The 21,393-nt window shown below is 41.5% G+C and carries 25 protein-coding genes; 2 read left to right on the forward strand and 23 right to left on the reverse strand.

All coding sequences use genetic code 11. The features are described from left to right. Nucleotides 1-59 precede the first annotated feature (59 nt). The 9 genes from asnS to panB form a co-directional block, all read right to left on the reverse strand. The gene (gene asnS, locus DET59_RS16300) at nt 60-1,352 is read right to left on the reverse strand and encodes an asparagine--tRNA ligase (RefSeq protein WP_142675601.1); all 1,293 of its coding nucleotides are present in this window, start codon (nt 1,350-1,352) and stop codon (nt 60-62) included. Between the two features lie 146 nt (nt 1,353-1,498). Then, nucleotides 1,499-2,689 carry a pyridoxal phosphate-dependent aminotransferase gene (locus tag DET59_RS16305; protein WP_113970681.1) on the reverse strand — a complete coding sequence of 397 codons (1,191 nt, stop codon included), beginning with the start codon at nt 2,687-2,689 and terminating at the stop codon, nt 1,499-1,501. A gap of 17 nt (nt 2,690-2,706) precedes the next feature. Beyond that, nucleotides 2,707-3,183: a cell wall elongation regulator TseB-like domain-containing protein gene (locus tag DET59_RS16310; RefSeq protein ID WP_113970682.1), complete on the reverse strand. Its 477-nt coding sequence runs from the start codon at nt 3,181-3,183 to the stop codon at nt 2,707-2,709. Nucleotides 3,184-3,195: 12 nt separating this feature from the next. Then, nucleotides 3,196-3,366: a YpmA family protein gene (locus DET59_RS16315; protein ID WP_082051082.1), complete on the reverse strand. Its 171-nt coding sequence runs from the start codon at nt 3,364-3,366 to the stop codon at nt 3,196-3,198. Between the two features lie 224 nt (nt 3,367-3,590). Then, nucleotides 3,591-4,436 carry an MBL fold metallo-hydrolase gene (locus DET59_RS16320; protein ID WP_113970683.1) on the reverse strand — a complete coding sequence of 282 codons (846 nt, stop codon included), beginning with the start codon at nt 4,434-4,436 and terminating at the stop codon, nt 3,591-3,593. 72 nt (nt 4,437-4,508) lie between these two features. Further along, nucleotides 4,509-7,310 carry an ATP-dependent DNA helicase DinG gene (gene dinG / locus DET59_RS16325; RefSeq protein WP_113970684.1) on the reverse strand — a complete coding sequence of 934 codons (2,802 nt, stop codon included), beginning with the start codon at nt 7,308-7,310 and terminating at the stop codon, nt 4,509-4,511. 116 nt (nt 7,311-7,426) lie between these two features. After that, nucleotides 7,427-7,810: an aspartate 1-decarboxylase gene (panD, locus tag DET59_RS16330; protein ID WP_113970685.1), complete on the reverse strand. Its 384-nt coding sequence runs from the start codon at nt 7,808-7,810 to the stop codon at nt 7,427-7,429. Further along, nucleotides 7,803-8,672: a pantoate--beta-alanine ligase gene (gene panC / locus DET59_RS16335; RefSeq protein WP_113970686.1), complete on the reverse strand. Its 870-nt coding sequence runs from the start codon at nt 8,670-8,672 to the stop codon at nt 7,803-7,805. Before panC ends, panD begins: the two co-directional genes overlap by 8 nt. Continuing rightward, nucleotides 8,669-9,508, reverse strand: coding sequence for a 3-methyl-2-oxobutanoate hydroxymethyltransferase (gene panB, locus DET59_RS16340; RefSeq protein ID WP_113970687.1), 840 nt, complete (start codon nt 9,506-9,508; stop codon nt 8,669-8,671). Before panB ends, panC begins: the two co-directional genes overlap by 4 nt. Before the next feature lie 101 nt (nt 9,509-9,609). On the opposite strand from panB, the gene DET59_RS21760 reads away from it, so the two are divergent. Continuing rightward, nucleotides 9,610-9,771, forward strand: coding sequence for a hypothetical protein (locus DET59_RS21760; RefSeq protein WP_181778205.1), 162 nt, complete (start codon nt 9,610-9,612; stop codon nt 9,769-9,771). Nucleotides 9,772-9,789: 18 nt separating this feature from the next. On the opposite strand, the gene DET59_RS16345 is transcribed toward DET59_RS21760, so the two are convergent. From DET59_RS16345 to DET59_RS16375, 7 genes are read right to left on the reverse strand one after another with little or no spacing between them, the layout of a single operon-like run. After that, on the reverse strand, nt 9,790-10,773 hold the full coding sequence (locus tag DET59_RS16345) for a biotin--[acetyl-CoA-carboxylase] ligase (RefSeq protein ID WP_113970688.1): 984 nt from the start codon (nt 10,771-10,773) through the stop codon (nt 9,790-9,792). Continuing rightward, entirely contained in the window at nt 10,758-11,951 is a 1,194-nt protein-coding gene (locus tag DET59_RS16350; RefSeq protein WP_113970689.1) for a CCA tRNA nucleotidyltransferase, read from the reverse strand. Before DET59_RS16350 ends, DET59_RS16345 begins: the two co-directional genes overlap by 16 nt. A gap of 42 nt (nt 11,952-11,993) precedes the next feature. Then, the gene (gene bshA, locus DET59_RS16355) at nt 11,994-13,118 is read right to left on the reverse strand and encodes an N-acetyl-alpha-D-glucosaminyl L-malate synthase BshA (protein ID WP_113970690.1); all 1,125 of its coding nucleotides are present in this window, start codon (nt 13,116-13,118) and stop codon (nt 11,994-11,996) included. A gap of 4 nt (nt 13,119-13,122) precedes the next feature. Then, the gene (bshB1, locus tag DET59_RS16360) at nt 13,123-13,824 is read right to left on the reverse strand and encodes a bacillithiol biosynthesis deacetylase BshB1 (RefSeq protein ID WP_113970691.1); all 702 of its coding nucleotides are present in this window, start codon (nt 13,822-13,824) and stop codon (nt 13,123-13,125) included. 1 nt (nt 13,825) lies between these two features. Further along, nucleotides 13,826-14,233: a methylglyoxal synthase gene (mgsA, locus tag DET59_RS16365; protein WP_113970692.1), complete on the reverse strand. Its 408-nt coding sequence runs from the start codon at nt 14,231-14,233 to the stop codon at nt 13,826-13,828. 12 nt (nt 14,234-14,245) lie between these two features. Next, nucleotides 14,246-15,016, reverse strand: coding sequence for a 4-hydroxy-tetrahydrodipicolinate reductase (gene dapB, locus DET59_RS16370; RefSeq protein ID WP_113970693.1), 771 nt, complete (start codon nt 15,014-15,016; stop codon nt 14,246-14,248). After that, nucleotides 15,003-15,416 (reverse strand): nucleotide pyrophosphohydrolase, encoded by a 414-nt coding sequence (locus DET59_RS16375; protein WP_220154070.1) that lies wholly within the window; start codon nt 15,414-15,416, stop codon nt 15,003-15,005. The genes dapB and DET59_RS16375 overlap by 14 nt, the downstream gene beginning before the upstream one ends. 100 nt (nt 15,417-15,516) lie before the next feature. Between DET59_RS16375 and DET59_RS16380 the strand changes: the two genes are divergently transcribed. Continuing rightward, nucleotides 15,517-16,386, forward strand: coding sequence for a YitT family protein (locus DET59_RS16380; RefSeq protein WP_113970694.1), 870 nt, complete (start codon nt 15,517-15,519; stop codon nt 16,384-16,386). Nucleotides 16,387-16,472: 86 nt separating this feature from the next. Here DET59_RS16380 and DET59_RS16385 read toward each other — a convergent pair whose 3' ends face one another. The 7 genes from DET59_RS16385 to DET59_RS16415 all read right to left on the reverse strand — a co-directional run bounded on the left by DET59_RS16385 (nt 16,473) and on the right by DET59_RS16415 (nt 21,352). Beyond that, complete coding sequence (locus tag DET59_RS16385) at nt 16,473-17,153, reverse strand: zinc metallopeptidase (RefSeq protein WP_113970695.1); 681 nt, start codon at nt 17,151-17,153, stop codon at nt 16,473-16,475. A gap of 59 nt (nt 17,154-17,212) precedes the next feature. Next, entirely contained in the window at nt 17,213-18,004 is a 792-nt protein-coding gene (ypjB, locus tag DET59_RS16390; RefSeq protein ID WP_113970696.1) for a sporulation protein YpjB, read from the reverse strand. A 66-nt stretch (nt 18,005-18,070) separates the two neighbouring features. Further along, entirely contained in the window at nt 18,071-18,667 is a 597-nt protein-coding gene (gene lhaT, locus DET59_RS16395; RefSeq protein ID WP_113970729.1) for a lipoprotein heptaprenylglyceryl N-acetyltransferase LhaT, read from the reverse strand. A 63-nt stretch (nt 18,668-18,730) separates the two neighbouring features. Then, nucleotides 18,731-19,501: a menaquinol-cytochrome c reductase cytochrome b/c subunit gene (locus tag DET59_RS16400; protein WP_113970697.1), complete on the reverse strand. Its 771-nt coding sequence runs from the start codon at nt 19,499-19,501 to the stop codon at nt 18,731-18,733. Between the two features lie 48 nt (nt 19,502-19,549). Continuing rightward, nucleotides 19,550-20,224, reverse strand: coding sequence for a menaquinol-cytochrome c reductase cytochrome b subunit (qcrB, locus tag DET59_RS16405; RefSeq protein WP_044336350.1), 675 nt, complete (start codon nt 20,222-20,224; stop codon nt 19,550-19,552). A gap of 13 nt (nt 20,225-20,237) precedes the next feature. Further along, nucleotides 20,238-20,747, reverse strand: a complete 510-nt coding sequence (locus tag DET59_RS16410; protein WP_044336348.1) for a QcrA and Rieske domain-containing protein — start codon at nt 20,745-20,747, stop codon at nt 20,238-20,240. A gap of 140 nt (nt 20,748-20,887) precedes the next feature. Next, complete coding sequence (locus DET59_RS16415; RefSeq protein WP_113970730.1) at nt 20,888-21,352, reverse strand: YpiF family protein; 465 nt, start codon at nt 21,350-21,352, stop codon at nt 20,888-20,890. Between the last annotated feature and the right edge of the window lie 41 nt (nt 21,353-21,393).

The following is a 21,393-nucleotide window of genomic DNA, read 5'->3' on the forward strand; positions in this document are numbered from 1 at the left end:
AAAGAACCGGCCGGATTGCTTTTTAAGCAATCCAGGCGGTTCGTTGTAGGATGTTTGTATTATGGATATAAACGGTTTAGTAGACGTGGGAATGGGATGGTTTCCCTTACGTGTTCTACTCCGCTTATCCAAGCCACCGTTCTTTCAAGTCCAAGACCGAATCCTGAATGAGGAACAGATCCATATTCTCTTAGTTCCAAGTACCACTTGTACGCATCCGTAGCAAGTTCGTGCTCTTCAATGCGACGTTTCATAAGTTCCGCATCGTGGATACGCTCTGAGCCACCGATAATCTCTCCATACCCTTCTGGTGCGATCAGGTCGGCACATAATACGACATCATCACGGTCTGGATCAGGCTGCATATAGAAAGGCTTTAGAGAAGTCGGGTAATGCGTGATAAATACCGGCTTGTCGTAGCTTTCAGCTATGGCTGTTTCATGTGGAGCTCCGAAATCGTCTCCCCACTCGATATCATCGAACCCTTTTTCATGCAATAACTTAAGTGCATCATCATAAGTGATTCGCGGGAAAGGCGCTTTGATCTGCTCTAATTTAGATGTATCTCTTCCTAATCGGTCTAATTCAAGCTTGCAGTTTTCCAGGACCGATTGAACGATATAAGAAACATATTGCTCCTGCACTTCCAGGTTATCTTTAAAATCATAGAATGCCATTTCAGGCTCGATCATCCAGAATTCGATTAAATGACGACGAGTTTTCGATTTCTCCGCTCTGAAAGTCGGTCCGAAAGAGAATACTTTCCCTAATGCCATGGCCGCTGCTTCCATGTACAGTTGACCACTCTGAGAAAGGTAGGCATCTTCTTCAAAATATTTAGTGGCAAATAACTCGGTCGTTCCTTCCGGAGCACTGCCAGTCAGGATTGGGGGATCCACCTTTACGAATCCTTCTTGATTAAAGAACTCATAGGTTGCACGGATGATTTCGTTACGCACTTTCATCACGGCATGCTGTTTACGGGAACGAAGCCAAAGGTGACGATGATCCATCAGAAATTCTGTTCCGTGCTCCTTCGGTGTAATTGGATAGTCCACTGCTTCATGAATCACTTCTACGCTTTTCACTTGCAGTTCGTATCCAAACGGCGAACGGGAATCTTCTGAAACCGTTCCTGTAACATATAGAGATGTTTCTTGAGTTAATGATTTTGCTTTTTGAAAGATTTCTTCTTCCACTTCACTTTTTACGACAACACCTTGAATGAATCCAGTTCCGTCACGAAGCTGAAGAAAGGCAATCTTTCCACTTGAACGTTTGTTGGCAAGCCAAGCACCAATGGTTACTTCTTCTCCTACAAACTTACTTACTTGAGATATAGTAGTTTTCACAATTTTTTCCCTCCAAAAAAACTTAAGACGCTTATGTATCGTTATTTATTATACATTTACCATTATCCCGCCGCAATAGATACAGCAAAACGAGATGATTTTAAGGAAAAAGCAGACCGAAACGAACGCGGTCTGCAAACCTTATATTATTTACTCTTACTGACAACAAATTCATGCATTCTCTCAATTGCTTTTTCGAGTGCATCAAGACTTGTGGCATAAGAAAGTCGGATATTATTGTCCGATCCGAAACCAGAACCTGGAATAACCGCTACCTTTGCCTCTTCCAGCAGAGCTTTGGTAAATTCGTCCACATTGTTGTAGCCTGTTTTCTCGGCCGCCTCTGACACATTCGGGAACAGATAGAAAGCACCTTGAGGCTTCAAACAATGAAACCCTGGAATACTATTCAATTTATCAAAAACAATGTTTAGTCGCTCTTCAAATGCCTGTCTCATTTCCTCTACAGGTTGTTGATCTCCTAAATAGGCAGCAACTGTCCCATATTGTGAAGTCGTCGTTGGGTTAGAGGTAGAATGACTGGCAAGATTGGTCATTGCTTTAATGATTGCCTCGTTCCCTGCCGCATATCCAATTCTCCATCCCGTCATGGAATGAGATTTTGACACCCCATTGATCACGATGGTTTGCTCTTTAAGTTCCGGAGATAATTCAGCAATAGACGTGTGTGAGTTCCCGTCATACACAAGCTTTTCATAAATCTCGTCTGAAACGATCAGAATATCGTTCTCTAAGCATACTTCTCCAATCGCTTGTAACTCTTCTTGGGAGTAAAGCATGCCTGTAGGGTTACTAGGTGTGTTGAGAATGACTGCTTTCGTTTTGGAAGTAATCGTCTCTTTTAACTGCTGTGGAGTAACTTTGTACTCATTCTTTTCTTTCCCTTCAACGATCACGGGAGTTCCTCCGGCAAGCTTCACTTGTTCAGGATAGCTGACCCAGTATGGAGTAGGGATGATGACTTCATCATTTTCGTTTAAAAGAACTTGAAACAATGTATAAAGGGCATGCTTTGCACCACTCGTCACGATGATCTCAGATGGTTTATACGTAAGTTTCTGATCTGTTTCAAATTTATGGATGATAGCTTCTTTTAATTTGGCCATACCACCGGATGGAGTATACTTTGTGTGGCCTTCAGTCATGGACTCATACGCAGCATTGATGATATGTTCAGGAGTATTAAAGTCAGGTTCACCTGCACCTAAACCGATAACATCAATACCCTGTGACTTCATTTCCTTTGCTTTTGCAGTAATCGCTAAAGTCGTTGATGGTGTTAAAGCACTTACTCTGTCAGCTAACGTAAATTTCATTGCAGTATTCCCCCTGATCATAAATTTTCAATTTTTCTCCACCATTCTCCAGTAGAAAACAGCAGGTAGAAGTAATTTAAATTGTCTTGTTGATCCAAGTAGGTGATTTCCCATACAGGCCCAACAGATTCATATCCTAAACGTACCGATAATAATTCCTTCGGTTGTTTTTCCTCATTTAGTTTATTGATTGCCTGTTCTTTTGAGATACCATCTGCCCATTTTTTCTGGATTATTTCCCCTTTTTTATTGGGTACCCAAGCCACGAGCTTCTCATTTTGATCATCCTTGCCTGTCACAACAACATATGACTTAGATCCGTTATAGAAGCTTGTGTTTTCAACTTCAACGATAGCCGTTTCAGCTTTCACTCTATCCAGAGCTTTCTCTGCCTGATTATCCAACGGGTTCCGTGAAACTTGATAAAGTACTACCGAAGCCGTTATCCCAATGACTAAGAACAATAGGGCGAAAATTGTTATCCATTTTTTCATTACAATCACTCTTTATGTACGATATATTGTTAATACTGCTTGATTCTGATCTTCCGGATCTAAGGCTAAACCAAACATATAATCATCTTTTTTTAAGGTTCTATTTAATGTATCAACCACTTTATATAAGTTATCCGTATATTCGATACGAACGGTGGAAAGAATTTCAATTCGGCTCTCCATGGTGTTCCTCCTTTTACCCGCTTACTTAAGATATTCCTCTATGAAAAAACATTTTTTCTACTCATGACGCCACTGCTATCCGCCACACTATGAGTAAGAAACGCTACCCACATTATAACAACATTAATGGCTATTATGGTAGAGCGTATCCGAAAAAACTATATTCTAATCCACACTCCGTTCAGGCTGACAGCGTTGTCAGCCTGACTTTCTTTCTTTCAGCATTAGTGTGTTCCGTCCTCTTCTTTAAACACTCCATCTTCTTGATCAAAGGTAAGTACTTCGTAGTTTCGCTTATTAAATTTGATGGCGATCAATCCATGTTGCCCAGTTAAATACAGATCAATCCACGCCTCGTTGATGGCTTCGAGCATTTCACCATTAAGAAGCCTTTCCTTAGAACGGTACAGTAAAGCCGTTTGAGGATCGATATGCTTCAGAAGACTGTGAGACATGCTTTCCGATTTAGAATGAAGAGGTATTTTGACAATATTGACGTTCTTTAGGGGTTTTGTAAGTAAAACCTTTTCAGAATGCAATGATTGTGAGCTCAGCCACAAAAAGCGATGATGGAAGAAGGTAATGGAAAAGTCCAATCCCTCTCCTTTGTCATTGTCTTCATGCATCACATTTAATGCTAATTCTTTTGAAAGCGGGTATGACTGATCTTCTGTAATCGTGTGTATCGTAAAGGAACCTTTTTTCTGTATTGCTTCAGCCAGGGATCTACCCGTTATTATTTCTTTTATGGAGTACTTCTTATCAAGTTCAGTAATCATATCCTCATGCACTTCTCTTTTTTCCGTGAGGATGATTCCCTTAATGTTGTCAATATGCATTTGATTCAAATAATAATATAATTGTTTACTTTCCTGAAGGGGTCCGGTATTAATTAAATAATTTTTCCCGGAAGCTAAATGAAGAACTGCTACCTCCCCTTTTAAAACAGGAAGAAAACTAATCGCATACTCCTCATGTGATACATGTAAATCCACCTGAGGCACTTTCATTCCATAGGCATTTGAAATGACAAGGAAAAAAGTCAGCATTACCGAAAAGATCACTCTCATTTTCAATCCTCCAGTTTTCACATCTACTCTTTAGGTTGTGTTAAAGAGTAAAATTTATCACTGAAGTTTAGTCTAGAGCCAATCTTCAATCCATGAAACCAAATCAAATAAATCTCCTTCTTTTAGTTCCATTGAAGGAATCGACTGCAAGAAAGCCTTACCGTACCTTGTCGTCATCACTCTTCGGTCATATACAATCACGATTCCCCGATCACTGCTTCTTCTAATCAGCCTTCCTACCCCTTGCTTGAACCGAATAATCGCTTCGGGTAAAGAGTGAGAAGAAAACGGGTTCTTCCCTTGGGCCTTGAGGATATCTGATTTTGCCTGATTGACAGGCTCGTCAGGTGGTGAAAATGGAAGTCTGACCATGGCAAGACAAGACAGGTCTTCTCCTGGAATGTCTACACCCTCCCAGAAACTACTCGTTCCAAATAAAATCGCCTTGTCAAATCGCTGGAAGTTCTTTGTCAGCCGTGTACGACTTCCTGATGTGATTCCTTGTGCCATTAATACATATTCCTCTAATAATCCACTTTCTTTCATCAGCTCATACGTTTTCCTTAACATATCGTAAGACGTAAATAAGATGAGCATTCGCCCTTTAGTCGCTTGAGCCACTCCAATTAAATGCGAGCTTATTGCTTCAATATACTCTTCACTTTGAACTTGCTGAATTTCAGGGACGTCTGTTGGGACGAACAATCTGGAAACTTCATTGTAGTCAAAAGGAGAAGTAAGCTGTAACTGCTTTACCCCTTGACCTATGAGTCCAATCTCGTTTAAGAAGTAATTGAAAGACCCGCTGACGGTCAGGGTAGCTGAAGTAAGGACGACACTTTTCTTTTTGGCAAAGATCTCATCTTGAAGATTACGATTGACGGTAACTGGTTGAGCTTGGATAGAAAGACTATTCGGTAATGATCTTGTATCTCCATCTAACCAGAGAACATGGTTGTTCATTTCTCTTAAAAAGACGGTTTGAAAATTCATTCTCAACTCTGCCCAATCCACTAAAAAGCTGTAGAATTCTTCAATCAAGGCTTTTTCTTTATCCTGCAGCTTGATCTTCTTATCCTTGATTGTCTCCAGAATCTGCTGAAACTCCTTTTCCACAAACTTCATTCCTGAAATAACCCGTTCCATGGACATGAGTACAGGTTGGAAGTAGCTGCTCTTCTTCATTTCGTCCGTAATTCTCAGCTGTATTTTTTGTACCCCGGTTCTCTTTTTGGCTTTCTTATAGAAAACGCTCGTCAACACTCCGATGGCCTCTTCTAAATCAATGTAAAACTGACTAATACGAGAATTCAATTCAAATGAGTGGGTATTCATTTGAACTGAATGGTTGGAAATAAGCTGATCAAGTCGATAGAACAACTGTTTTTGGTCCAGAGTTCCTAACTGGGAAGTACTAAACTTAATGGAGAGATAATCCATTACAACTCCAAGATGCTGTCTTGCTGACTTCTCCAGATGATGAGCCTCATCTATCACTAAGTAATCGTAAGGAGGCAGCATGCTGCTTTCCTTCACAATATCAGTCAGAAGCATTGAGTGATTTGTAATGATGATATCTGCTTCTTGAGCACTCTTTCTTGCGAAAAGATAGAAGTCTTTCCCCACCCAGGGATCTTTCGTATGAGGTAAGTGCCATCCGTCATGTTTTAGACGATTCCAGAACAACTGCCCCCCGGAAGTAAGGTTAAGTTCATCCATATCACCGGACTCTGTTCGTGTAAGCCATACCAGAATTTGCATCTTTGTCAGTACTACGTCATATTGAGACTCATCTTCCCTGAGAGACTGTTCAAACTTGAACAGGTTTATGTAATGATTTTTCCCTTTTAGTAGTACGGTTCTGAATGGTGTAGGGCTTATTTTTTCCAATAATTTAATTTCTTTATGAAGTAATTGCTCTTGCAATTGGATGGTGTATGTACTGATGACCACTTTTTCATGAGAGCCCTTGGCAAACATGACCGCAGGCCATAAGTACCCCAGTGACTTGCCAACCCCTGTCCCCGCTTCTATGACCACATGCCGGGATTCATGAAAAGCATGTTGAATCTCATCCATCATCTCCATTTGCTGCACTCTCTTCTCATAGAAGGGAACATATTGTGCCAAGTGTTCTTCTATATCAGGTTCATCAACATGGAGCTCTTCAATAGGTGGAACATCTTTCTTTGAAGCATCTTTCTTCCGAAGAGCCAGTCCTCGATACACCTCTAACTGTCGTGGAAGATCCTCTACGTGTTTTTGTTTCTCACTCACAATTCTGTCAAACAATAAGGAAAGATCACTTTTCAAATGACGTGAAAGCTTGTGAAGATTTTCGAGTGTGACTAAGGGCAGCTTTGACAATTCTTCAATAAAATAAAGAAGAATTTCGGCTGTCACATAGGCATCACTGTCTGCCTGGTGAGGCCTTACGTGGCTTAATTCCAATGAATTGGATAATTCCGTCAGCTTAAAACTGTCTGCTGATGGTAAGACCACTTTAGCTAATTCTACTGTATCGAAGCTAGGACCCGTAAATGGATTATATCCTGCATCTTCCAGTTCTGCTTGAAGAAATGATAGATCGAATTGAACGTTGTGAGCAACAAAAACGCCATGATTCAGAAGCTCAAGTATTTTCGGTGCAATTTCATGAAAAGCTGGAGCGTCCTTGACCATATCATCATTGATCCCCGTCAATTCCTCAATAAACGCAGGAATCGGTTTTCCAGGTGAAACAAATGATGTAAATTGATCAATGATTTTTCCGCTTTCTATAATAACCGCTGATAGTTGAATGATTTTTTCTCCCTTTTTAGGAGAATTCCCTGTTGTTTCAAGATCGATAACAACGAGTTTAAATGGGTACATGTTCTTCACTGCCTTTATTTAGATCCTGCATCATACTCTTATGATTTCTAAATAAGTGTACCATAAACAAAAAAGCAAGTCTCCTATTCACAAATGAGGAGACTTGCCGCTTTCTTTTATAGAATTGTCGCTTCAGGTTCTGTTCCGATCATGTCAATGATACGGTTATTCTCTCCCATGATAGCTACTTTGGGGATATGATCATGGACCATTTCTTCAGCTATCAGTTTATACGATATGATGATGACAATATCACCTTTTTGCACAAGTCTTGCAGCGGCGCCGTTCAAACATATGACGCCGCTTCCTCTTTCACCTGGTATAATGTAAGTCTCCAGGCGGGCTCCATTGTTGTTGTTGACAATCTGAACCTTTTCATTCGCCATCATTCCGACTGCATCTAATATATCCTGATCGATGGTAATGCTTCCCACATAATCCAAGTTCGCTTCTGTTACAGTCGCTCTGTGGATTTTCCCACTCATCATCGTTCTAAACATTTGAATCCTCCTCTGGTTCTACACTGATGATTATATTATCAATTAATCTGGCCTGTTGAAATTGAACTGCCAAAGCTATAATGATCTCACCATGTAATCTGGACAGTTCCGCTAGCTCAGGAAAGGAGTACACTTCCACATAATCGATTTTTCCAGAGGTATTTTCTTGAACGTTCATTGAAATCATGGAAATAATCGAATCGGGGTCTCTCTCTCCGGCATCAATACGATTTTTTGCTTCTATCAGACTTTGATAAAGTGAAGGAGCTTCCCTTCTTTCTCCTTTTGATAGATAAACATTTCTTGAGCTTTTCGCCAAGCCATCCTCTTCCCTGACGGTAGGCACCCTCACAATTTCCACCGGAAAGAAATAATTCCTTACTAACCCTTCCACTACTGCAATCTGCTGGGCATCCTTCAGCCCGAAATACGCTCTGGTCGGCTGAATAAGGTGAAACAATTTAGTCAGGACGGTTACTACTCCGTCAAAATGACCTTCCCGTTTTCGTCCGCACAGTACTTCTACCCGCTCTATCACACTCAAGGTTACAGATTGTTTCCCATCATACATATCTACTACTTCAGGAATAAAGAGTATATCAACCCCGACATTCTTTGCTAACTCCGTATCTCTTTCAACATCACGAGGATAGCGGTCGAAGTCTTCATTCGGACCGAACTGCAGGGGGTTTACAAAGATACTCATCACGACAGTATCGTTGTTCTTACCCGCTTCCTCCGCCAGAGTCAAGTGCCCTTCATGAAGGTATCCCATTGTAGGGACAAATCCGATAGAGGAACCTGAATTCTTTACTTGTTGTATCGAAGCTTGCAGATCTTGTATGGTCGTTATCACTTTCATTTTTTCATTCCACCATAGAGAGCATCCAATTCTTCATCCCGCATCGTGAAGGAATGGTCATCAGATGGGAAGCTCCCCCCTTTAACTTCTTCTATATAGTTTTTTATGCTGATATGAATGGCTTCTGATACGTTGCTGTATTGTTTAACAAACTTAGGCACACGATTCACCCCGTATGTTACAAGATCGTGGAACACTAACACTTGGCCATCTGTTTCACTGCCTGCACCAATTCCAATGGTCGGAATCGTTAATGCTGCTGAAATCTCTTTGGCTATTTGCTTTGGTACACACTCTAACACAAGAGCAAAGGCACCTGCCTGTTCACATTTTATGGCATCATCGATCAACTTTTTGGCTGTGTCGGCTGTTTTCCCTTGTACTTTATATCCTCCAAGGACACCGACGGATTGAGGCGTTAAACCTAAATGAGCCATAACGGGTATGCCGGCACTTGTAAGGGAATGGATACGATCAACCACATGATCTCCCCCCTCTACCTTCACAGCGTGAGCGCCTCCCTGTTGAAGAATCTGAGCCGCTGTTTTAAGAGTTTCATCCCTTGACAAATGGTAGGACATAAACGGCATATCAGTGACGATAAAGGTATCTCTCGCCCCTCTTTTTACGGCTTTCGTATGATGGATCATATCTTCAACTGTAACAGGTACCGTTGAGTCGTAACCCAATACAACCATTCCGAGGCTGTCACCAACAAGGATGACATCAATTCCCGCTTCCTCCGCTATCTTGGCACTTGGAAAATCATACGCTGTAAGCATGGAAATCTTTTCTTTCTTATTCTTCATCTTAAGAAAATCTGTTGTTTGTTTCATAATGTCCTCCTTCTTTTCAGTCAGAGGTGACGAAACGAAATGAAAGCACTTTCATTACACAAATAAAAAAACCTCCTGAATAAATGACAGAAGGATCATAAGTGTTTAGTATCATTGTTTCGACCCTCTGTCCCAGTCCACAATGGATCAAGGCAGAAATTGTATTGAAGTTATTAAAAGCTGAACGTATAGGGGTGCAGTTCCAAGGATACTGCCCAATGAGATTATACCATAAAAATACCGGGATGGAAGCAATCGAATAGCCTCTATCCCGGTTTCATTTAAATATTCACTTCAATATCTGCAGAATAAATCTGATGAACGGTCCCTGCTGAGTCTTCGATCTTCAGAACTCCTTCATCGGTTATCCCGAGTGCCCTTCCTTCAATCGTTCCATTGATGGTACGGGCACGGATTTTCTTACCGATACTGATTGCATAACTCTCCCATAACAGCTTGACCGGAGTAAAGCCTTCCTTCATATAAATAGAATATAGGGCTTCGATTCGTTCTAACACCTTTTGAACAATTTCTGATCTTGATAAAGGTTCTCCTTGTTCTATAGCCAGTGAGGTTGCAATCTTCTGAAGTTCATCAGGAAAGTGTTCCTTCGTGTGATTTACATTCATGCCGATCCCGATAATAATGGAGTTTATTTTATCAGATTCAGCCTGCAGCTCCGTCAAAATCCCCGTCACTTTCTTTCCATCGATTAGAATATCATTCGGCCATTTGATTTGCGGATGAAGGTCTGTTACTTCCTCGATCGCTTGAACGACGGCAACGGCAGTAATGAGTGTAAACTGTGGGGCCTTTTGGGGTGGAAGAAGGGGCTTTAAGATCAGACTCATCCATATTCCCGTTCCCTTTGATGAGTGCCACTCTCTCATTAACCTGCCTCTTCCGGCAGTTTGTTCATCAGCAATGACCAATGTACCTTCTGATGCACCGTCGCCCGCAAGCACATGAGCGATGCGCTGTGTACTTTGAACCGACTCTTCATAGTGGATCACTCTGCCTAGGGTTTTCGTTTGTAATCCTAAACGGATCTTACTTTCTGTCACACTATCAGGGGTTTCAATGATTCGATACCCTTTTTTTCGTACGGCTTCTAACACAAAACCTTCTTTACGAAGTTCTTCAATATGCTTCCAAATAGCCGTTCTTGAACACCCTGCTATATCAGCCAGTGCTTGTCCTGATAAAAATTCCTGATCCGATTCAGACAAAGCGTGAAGCAGTTTCTTCTTTATAGTCGATTGCATGTCTGTAGCCACCTCCTTATCGTTTCTTTATCGTTATGGATTGCATCGGTTATAATCGCCCATTCAATTTCAGCCAAAAGTTCTTTCATCCATGGACCACCCTTTTTGTTCGCCCATATCATTAAGTCCTCTCCTGTTACATCCAGTTGTTGTCTCGATGTAATCGCTAATGATTGATATTCTTCTTTCACGTTTTCTATAGAAGAAACGGGTTTGGATTCTATGCATTCATGGACTTTCTCAACATTAACCGCTGCTTCCAGGCCGGCACGATAAAGCAAAGGCTTAGACCAGCCGGACTTCCTTCTTTCCTTTAAAATTCCAAGCTCCTTCGAACGTTCCCGTATCGTTTTCGTCGGGAGCCTCCAGTCTTTGAGAAAATCCTGGGTATCAATATCCCCAATATACAAAAGAAGTAACCATGCTTGGTCCTTATTTATGTCTTCTAATCGAGGAAGATCCGCAACTTGTTGAAGAGTTTCTTTGTGTTGAGTTAAATGAGGGAGTTCAGTATATAGGTTGGTACGGACCAGGAGGGAAAGTGCCTCTCGTTTCCATTTACCTCCCGCAATCTTCTCGAACTCCATCGTCTTTCTTTCTACGGCTATATGCTCAAGAAGGCTGGAGTGCTCTTCTAATGCATTCAGTGTAACAGGCTCGACCTTGAAGCCTAATTGACTGACAAAGCGCACTCCCCTCATCATACGAAGAGCGTCCTCAGTAAACCGTAAATCCGGTGATCCCACGGTCCGGATCACTCTATTATGTATGTCTTCGAGGCCCTTAAAGGGATCATATACTTTACCCTCAGCATCCATGGCCATACTATTCATGGTAAAATCACGGCGCTCCAGATCTCCTTCTAATGAGCGGATGAATTCTACCTTATCCGGCCTTCTAAAGTCCGCATAGGCAGATTCAGTCCTGAATGTCGTGATTTCATATTCCCTGCCCTCATCAATGACCAGAATGGTTCCGTGTTCTATGCCGATATCAATTGTTCGCGGAAATATCTCCTTTATTTCTTGTGGATAGGCAGACGTTGCGATATCTACGTCATTAATCGGCCGACTCAGGAAGTGATCCCTGACGGATCCACCAACGAAATAGGCAACGAATCCCGCCCTTTCAATCTTCTTTAAAACCGGTACGGCTTGTTGGAAAATACTCGGTAACATTTTTAACACCTGCTTTACTAGGATCTTTTCCTTCCGACTTTATCATGATAGAAGCTCTTTGTAGATCCGTTCATACTCTTCGACAATTTTGCTGGAGTGAAACTTTGTTCGGGCCGTTTGTAGTGCATGTTCCGAGAGTTCCTTGTGAAGTGTTTCATCTTTCAGCAACAGCAGAGACTTTTCTGCCACTTGTGCAACGTTCCCGACTTCACATATAAAGCCGTTGTATCCGTCCTCAATGACTTCCGGAATGCCTCCTACATCTGTTCCAATGCTCGGCACGCCGCAAGCCATAGCCTCCAGGGCAACTAAACCGAAACTTTCTTTTTCTGAAAGCAGCAGCTTAATATCACTAAGCGAATAAAGCTCTTCTAAGTTATCCTGTTTTCCAAGGAACAAAACTCGATCTTCTAGTCCTAGTTCTCCCACCTGTCTGCATATCACCGTCATTTCAGGTCCGTCCCCCACAAGGAGAAGCTTGGCTGGAATCTCACTTTGTATAAGATTGAATGCTGCTACAACATCCTTTACTCTTTTCACCCCACGAAAGTTGGAAACATGAATAATGACTTTTTCATTGTCCTTAATCCCATATTCATTTCTAAGATGCTGGGAATCTACTGCCTTGTATACTCTTTCGTCTATGAAATTATAGACCGTTTGAATGTCCTTATCCGGCTGTATCAAGTCATTGGTTTGTTTCACTAATGCGGAAGAAACCGCGGTGACCACGTCAGACTTTTCGATCCCGAATCGAATCGCTCCTGTTAAAGAAGGGTCATAACCAAGTACGGTAATATCGGTGCCGTGCAAGGTGGTGACAATCTTCACATCTTTACCAGACATTTGTTTACCCAAAATGGCACAGACTGCATGTGGGATCGCATAATGTACATGAAGGATGTCCAGGTTCTCACGCTCCGTAATTTCTGCCATCTTATTCGCCAGTGCTATATCGTAAGGCGGATATTGAAACACTGAATACTGACTCACTTCCACTTGATGAAAATAGATGTTGTGATACATTTTATTTAACCGAAATGGAATGCTCGAGGTGATAAAGTGAATTTCATGACCTCTCTCTGCTAATAATTTCCCAAGCTCTGTTGCTACTACGCCAGAGCCTCCAACAGTCGGGTAGCAGGTAATACCTATTTTCATTTTCATACCATTAATCTCCTAACAAATCTTGATGCAATATTAGGGTGTTATAGGAAAAGAATCCTTCTGCATAACGTAAGCCCGCTTCTTTCCCCATCATTCGCTCCCTCGCTTCAACCGCTTCTATGTACCCTTCAGTTAAAGGAGTGGACACTCCTTCAGATCCTTGGTTAAATTGGCTCGTATATGCCTCTAAGCTATGAATCTTTGTATTCATAAATGCCTCAATATTCACTACAAATTGAGGTTTATGAAAGCCGTTGATGATATAAAAATACAGATTATCCGCTTTATGTGCCGGAGTTGTGGCATGAAATTTCCGAATTCCAGCTGAAAAAAAAGCTTCTTTGATCAATCGTGAAGCATTCCCATGATCAGGATGGCGATCCTGCTCGTAGGGAGCAAATATCACTTTCGGCTTGTACATTCTGATCACGTTAACCACTTTCTGTATATTTTCATCTGTTATGTAAATGCCTCTATCAGAAACATCCAAGGTCTCCCTCTTGCAGGCACCTAATATATGTGCAGCTGACATTGCTTCTTCTTTACGCAAAGAAACGGTTCCATTTGATGAAAGCTCGGCTTCTGTGAGATCGCAAATCACAATCTTCTTTCCTTCTGCCGCATATTTTGCAAGGGTGCCCCCCATACCGATCTCCACGTCATCGGCATGTGCGCCAAATGCGAGGATGTCTACTTGTTGATCCACATTACTCCTCCTTATCCTTTACCACACTCCGCCACTCGATATCTCCTCTTTGAAGCCCTTTTACCAATACTTCTGCGGTTCCCATATTGGTCGCTAATGGAACTGAATACACATCACATAGTCTGATTAGTGCAGATACATCAGGTTCATGAGGCTGAGCTGTTAAAGGGTCTCTAAAAAACAGGACAAGATCCATATTATTATTGGCAATATAAGAACCTATCTCCTGGTCTCCCCCCAGTGGACCTGACCTGAAACGATGGACAGATAATCCCGTTTCTTCCCCGATTCTCTTTCCCGTTGTTCCAGTGGCATAAAGAGCGTGTTTCTCAATTATCGACTTATAAGCCAATACAAAACGAATCAGATCATCTTTTTTCTTATCATGAGCTATTAATGCGATATTCATAACACTCACCCTTTAATCTAATATATTTTCCAACCCGTAAACAAGTGTATCCAGCTTCATGACCGTATCAACGGAAACTTTCACCCCTGACATGAAGCTTCCCCGGTTAAAAGAGTCATGTCGGATTGTTAATGTCTGACCTTCCGCCCCTAACATCACCTGTTGATGAGCAATTAATCCCGGCAGGCGGACACTATGGATATGCATGCCGTCAACATTCGCTCCCCTTGCACCAGAATGCGTTTCTTTTTCATCTGGGTGTCCCTGCTGCTTCGATTCTCTCACTTCCCTGATCATTTCTGCTGTTTTCAGAGCAGTCCCTGAAGGAGCATCCAGTTTTTGGTCGTGATGTAATTCAATGATTTCGACATCATTAAAATACTTAGCTGCCATTTGGGAAAATTTCATCATGAGCACTGCACCGATTGCAAAGTTAGGAGCGATGATACATCCCAATGACTTTGATTCCGCAAGGGTCTTGAGTTCATTTAATTCATCAGTAGAAAAACCTGTCGTCCCCACCACGGGTCTAACGCCGTATTCAAGGGCGGTTTTCGTATGGTGATAACCTACCTCTGGAGTCGTTAAATCGATAAGCACATGTGGGGTTTGATTTTGAAAGCATGTTTCAATATCAGCGTACACCGGTACATCAATATCTATTTCTTCCTTGTAATCAATCACACTAATAAGCGTAAAATGTTCAGTATCCCTTACTAACTGAACCGCTTCTTTCCCCATTCTTCCTCTTGGTCCTGCAATCGTGACGTTAATTTGTTCCATCTTCATCCCTACCTTCAATTCTTGTCCAGCGATCTTTATCTCTTGTATTAAATTTATGCATCACACGATCGTGAGCCTCTTCCAGGCTGATATCCAGGGAGTTTGCCAGGCAGATGACCACAAACAATAAATCCCCCAGTTCTTCTTCAATCGTTTTTTCTTCTTCTGAATTCTTCTTAGGTTTTTCTCCATGATAATGATTCACTTCTCTCGCCAGTTCACCCAGCTCCTCGGTGAGCCTCGCAACCATTGCCAATGGACTGAAATAACCTTCTTTAAACTGACTTATGTATTGGTCTACTTCCTTTTGTAATTGATCCATCGTTTTTTTATTATCCATAAGAAGCCACACTCCTTCAGTATCTCCTATCATGTTAGCTAAATCCTTCCCGTTTGACAAATATTACGTTTGATTTATTAACTCTTCATTGCCAGTTTGTTTCTCTTCTTATATAATGTCTCTGTCAACGAGATAATACGAATAGAAGGAGGGAGCACACATGTTGGGATTACGTATAAAAAATATATTATTCATCCTGTTGGGGTCAGCTATCTTCGCATTTGGTCTTGTCCATTTTAATATCCAAAATAAATTGGCTGAAGGCGGGTTTACCGGTATAACACTCATCCTTTACTTTTTATTTGACATTGATCCGTCTTACTCCAACCTGGCCTTAAATATACCCCTATTTTTCTTAGGCTGGAAGCTTCTCGGAAAGAAAGCTTTTTATTATACTGTACTCGGAACCGTCAGTCTTTCTGTATTTCTATGGATTTTCCAAAGATATCAAATGACGATCAACCTGGAAGGCGATCTGTTTCTTGCTGCATTATTTGCAGGGGTTTTCATCGGGGTTGGACTGGGGATAATTTTCAGATATGGCGGTACGACAGGTGGCGTGGATATCATCGCCCGACTCGCCCATAAGTACATAGGATGGAGCATGGGGAAAACGATGTTTATGTTTGACGCCATCGTCATTGGAGCATCTCTCATCACGTACCTGGAATACAGGGAAGCCATGTATACACTGGTCGCTGTATTCGTGGCGGCAAGGGTCATTGACTTTATGCAGGAAGGGGCATACTCAGCCAGAGGAGCTATGATCATTTCCGACAGCCATGAAGAAATCGCAAGTGTCATCAATGAAAAAATGGATCGGGGAGTAACCGTGTTAAGAGGGCATGGTTCGTTCACGAAACAAAACCGGGAAGTGCTCTACTGTGTGGTCGGGAAAAATGAAATCGTCCGCCTGAAAAATATTATCACAAGCGTCGATCCACACGCATTCGTCTCCGTCACCGTCGTACATGACGTACTTGGCGAAGGATTTACGTTAGACGCAGATAAGAATCCTTTACATGACTAAAAGGTATTCAATCACCTACCTGCATCTTCATCATACAAAAAGAAGCTGGACCCTAGTATTGAGTCCAGCTTCTTCTTTATTTAGAATCAATCGTCACCATTCATGCCAGTAAAGATTAATACAAGTCTAAGTAATTCAATAACCGCAACTGCTGCAGCAGCTACATATGTCATTGCCGCGGCGTTCAATACTTTACGTGCATGTCGTTCTTCTTCATTCCGGATCAGTCCAAGTGAAACGATTTGGTTCATAGCCCGGGAAGAAGCATTGAATTCTACAGGAAGAGTGATCAATTGGAACACGACCCCAGCTGCCATCAGAATGATACCCAGGAGGAACATCCCTGTCATTTGAGTGAACATCCCGATCAATAAGAAGATCCAGGACATATTGGAGCCTATGTTCGCTACTGGAACCAACGCATGACGGAATCGTAGAAATGCATAGCTTTCAGCATCTTGAATCGCATGGCCGACTTCATGGGCCGCCACAGCTGCTCCCGCTACAGAATGTCCGTGATAGTTATCCGGTGACAATGCAACCGTTTTTGTAATCGGGTTGTAATGGTCACTTAAAAACCCTCTGCCTTCCACGACCTTCACGTTGTGTAATCCATTGTCGTCCAAAATCCTTCTAGCCATCTCCCTGCCAGTCATACCTGAAGTGGTGGCTACTCTTGAATATTTCTTAAACGTACTCTTTACTCTCATTTGAGCTCCAATTGGAATCAGAGCAATGAGTAAAAAGTAAATTAAAAATCCTGCCATTATCGCAATAACCTCCAGATGTTTAGATACCTAAATTTTATAGTGCTAAAAGCGCGCTGTCAATTTTTTTGACGCTCTGACTTTTTCGCTTCCCCTAGTCCTTTATATTTTCTCCAACCTACATAAGATAATGTAGAGACAATGATACTGCCGGTTGATATGATCACCCACCAGAGGGAAGGATCTGCTTCATCCTCTTGTTTATTCTCAAATAGCTTCTCAAGGTCCGTTTCCAATGATGTTAACTCGTTCATTGTTTCTGTGCTTTCCAACACGTCTTGCCTATAATGATCTAAGTAAGAAATTCTTGCTTCCAGCGCTTGAGCCCGTTCTACCGGAATATCCAATTTGATACTTGGTTGAATAATATTATATTTCGATAAAAACACATTCAATGTGGTATGGTATTCATCTACATTTCCATCTTCCGCTGCCGACTTCACTCCATTAAACGCTTCCATGATCGGGTCTTCCATTTCGACCCACAAAGGCTGATATTGACTGCTTAAAGCATCCATCACAAGGCGGAACTTTGTAACGGCGTTCACCTTCTGCTCCATGTCAGCAGAGGTCTGATTGATACTCTCCACTGCCAGATTATGTGAGATGGTGAGAATTCTAAGCTCATCCATTGAAAAAGAGCGTTGGGCACTCAAAGACGCAAATTCATCAGAGAAATAAACCAGTAGATGTTTCGCTTCTTCATATCTTCCAGCCTTTGTCATTTGTAAGGCCTGGTCTGCAACTTCATCAAGCTCGTTCATCGGAGACGTCGACTCTACTGCATTTAATGGGTGAGGTATTAAAATGAGAAAAAAGAAAAGCGCGATAAAGAATTGGATAAATTTCATACTTGTCCCCCCTAAAACTTCTAGTAAAGTTTATGAAAGGGTGGACAAGAGTAGACCAAAAAAAGACTATGGCCTAACTTGAATATCTAACCGTTTCGTTTTTTGCGTGAAGAAATAAGCGATAGCGATCGAGACAATACTTAACCAAAAAGTGAAGTATCCAATATGCTGTATGTACATAGACAAACTGGAGTAAACGGGAAACTGCATATATACGTAATCGATGATGTCATTATGTACAGTCCATACGGCACCGACTATAATGTGCCAAATCCTCACTCGGTAAAAGGAAGAATACAATATCCCTTGTAAAGCCATTGCTCCATGTGACGCCATGAGCATATAGCCCTCCCAAGGTAAATCACCGGAAACCCACAGTGTCAACAAGTTCATTACCACAGCCCATATCCCGTATTTAAATAGCGTGATAATGGCTAACACTTCAAATAGTGGCCAATTGCGATTCAGTAAAAATGCTAAGAGAACAAAACAAAAAAACAGACTGGCTGTCGGGCTGTCGGGAACAAACACTAAAAATTGCGAGGGAGTATTTCGTAGTTGAGGGATATACCATATATAACCGTAAATAGTGCCAAACAAATTCACAATGAGAAGCAACCATATAAACGTTTTATTCTTCAAGATGGACATGATCCAGAGCATATATTTAATCCTCTCTTTCAAGTAGAAAAAAAGAGCCAACGTAAGCCGGCCCTTTTTCATTGTTTATTCTTTTAAACCAGAGATGAATTCAGCCAGTTTGTCCAGCTCTTCGTCTGATCCTTTAAATAACCCTGCAGGCATGCCTGGTGGTTTACCGTTTTTAGCAATATCCGCTACTTCTTCAGGTGAGAGGCCTGTTGCAACTAAAGAAGGTCCTGCTCCACCTTGCAGATTTTCACCATGACAGTTAATACAACCATTTTTCTGGTCTGCATAGATTTTATATCCTTCAGATTCTTTATCGATATCTACTTCAGCCTGGATCTTACCTTGTTCTTTCGCTGCTTCCCAGTCATGAGTCACAACTGATTCCCAAGTCAAGAAATATGTTGCTGCAAGTGCCAATAACATGAATCCTACTGCAAATGGGCGTTTAGTTGGGCGACGTTCAGGTCCTACGTCGATAAATGGAGCAAGTAAAAGGGCTCCAAATGCGATTCCAGGAATTACGAATGCTCCAATAACATTATAAGGTCCAGATGCATATGTGTATTTAAGTAATTGGTATAAGAATAAGAAATACCAGTCAGGTAATGGAATATATCCAGTATCTGTTGGATCGGCAACACGCTCTAACGGTGATGGATGAGCAACCGTTAAACATAGATAACCGATTAGGAAAACAGCTCCAACTAACCATTCTTTTAGTAAGAAGTTTGGCCAGAAAGCCTCTGTTTTTCCAGGGAACTCCGAATAATCTTTAGGAATATTCGGCTTTCTGTCTGCAGGTACACGTGAGTCCCCTACAAACTTCATCCCTTTTCCTCGATGCATAGCGTCCCCCTCCTTCTAATTTAAGGTTTATTAATTTATGTTCGTATCTTATAGTGGTCCTGAAATACCTTGCTTACGGATCATCAGGAAGTGAGCTCCCATTAGTCCAAGCAATGCTGCAGGCAGGAAGAATACATGAATAGCGAAGAATCTCGTTAGTGTTTGTGCACCAATGATAGAAGAATCTCCTGCGAGTAAGATCTTCACTTGCTCACCGATAAATGGTGTAGCAGCTGCGATTTCAATACCAACCTTCGTAGCGAATAGCGCTTTCATATCCCACGGTAATAAGTAACCAGTGAAACCAAGTCCTAACATTACGAAGAAAATAAGTACTCCAACAACCCAGTTCAATTCACGAGGTTTTTTGTATGCACCTTGGAAGAAGACACGTAGTGTATGTAGGAACATCATTACGATAACCAAACTAGCTCCCCAGTGATGCATTCCACGGACAATTTGTCCAAATGCAACTTCATTTTGCAGGTAATACACAGATTCCCAAGCGTTTTTAATATCTGGAACATAGTACATTGTCAGGAACATTCCAGATAAAATTTGAATTACGGTAACGAAGAATGTTAATCCACCAAAGCAGTAAACAAACGCTGAAAAGTGATGCGCCGGGTTTACATGTTCAGGTACTTCGTGATCCGCAATATCGCGCCACAAAGGCGTAATGTCCAAACGCTCGTCAACCCAATCATAGATTTTGTTCAGCACAGATTACGCCCCCTTACTTAACATATTTATTTGGTTCAGGTTGTCCAAGGTATAAAATACCGTCTTTTTCTTTTGTTGGATATACATCCAACGGTGCTGTCGGTGGTGTACCAGGAACATTTTTCCCGTTTTTCTCATACAGACCACCATGACAAGGGCAATAGAACTTGTTTGGGTTACTCTTGTCTCCCGCCCAGTTAACAGTACATCCAAGATGCTTACATACTGGTGAAAGAGCAACAACATTCCCCTCTTTGTTCTTATAAACCCATGCAGTTTGTGTTACTTCTGATGTGTACCACGCATCTTTTTGTTCATAAGAGAAATCGACACGTACTGGTTCATTTGTTAATTCTGAAACTTTTTGCTTTGTCGCTTTAAATTCTCCAGCAGCTGAAGTTTTTAATACTGGATCTACAGCAAATCGAACCATCGGCATTAACATTCCTGCCGCCATGAAACCGCCTACACCCGTAAGTGTATAGTTAAGGAATTGACGTCTAGATACACGATGTTTGCTCATCCTTTTCCCCCCTCTATCGTAAGGTAAGTCCATCGGACATATTTCGCACAAATATAAAACTAGGACATAACTATGATATATTAAACTCTATACAAGGTCAATAACTCTCTAATCTAAATGATGGACACAATGTGAAGTTTTTATGAATTTTTTTGCCATTTTTGTACAATCACATTTAAGAGCTGTTTCACTTGATCTTCCATGATGGAATGTTTGTACTGTTCATCTAAATGCTCAAGCGGTATAGAGGGCACCCAAATCAAGCGGTCATGCAATTTCCCCTCTACCTTTTTCCATTCACTGTCCGATGTAAGAAAGAACGTATGCTTCACTCCGCTGGCACTTAATTCTTCGGCCCATTGGGTTAATCTTGAAACCTCATTTTCTCTGGAAGCAGACATAGTATACGTAAATGGAGGTGTCATGATCATCCTGCCTTTAAATTGTCTTTCAAGGTGAAAGGTAAGCAGTGTGATGAATTCGGATTGTGCTGCGGACGTCTTGATATCCTTTAGGAAATCAACAGGAACAATCGGAATGACGGCAGTATCTATGTATTCTTTTTCAGATTCAAAGACTTCAATATCTTTTACGTTCCAATTCATTGTAAAACCCTCGTTTCTTCTTTCATTTTCACTTCCCATCA

Source organism: Rossellomorea aquimaris, from assembly GCF_003315075.1.
Lineage (GTDB): Bacteria > Bacillota > Bacilli > Bacillales > Bacillaceae_B > Rossellomorea > Rossellomorea aquimaris_C.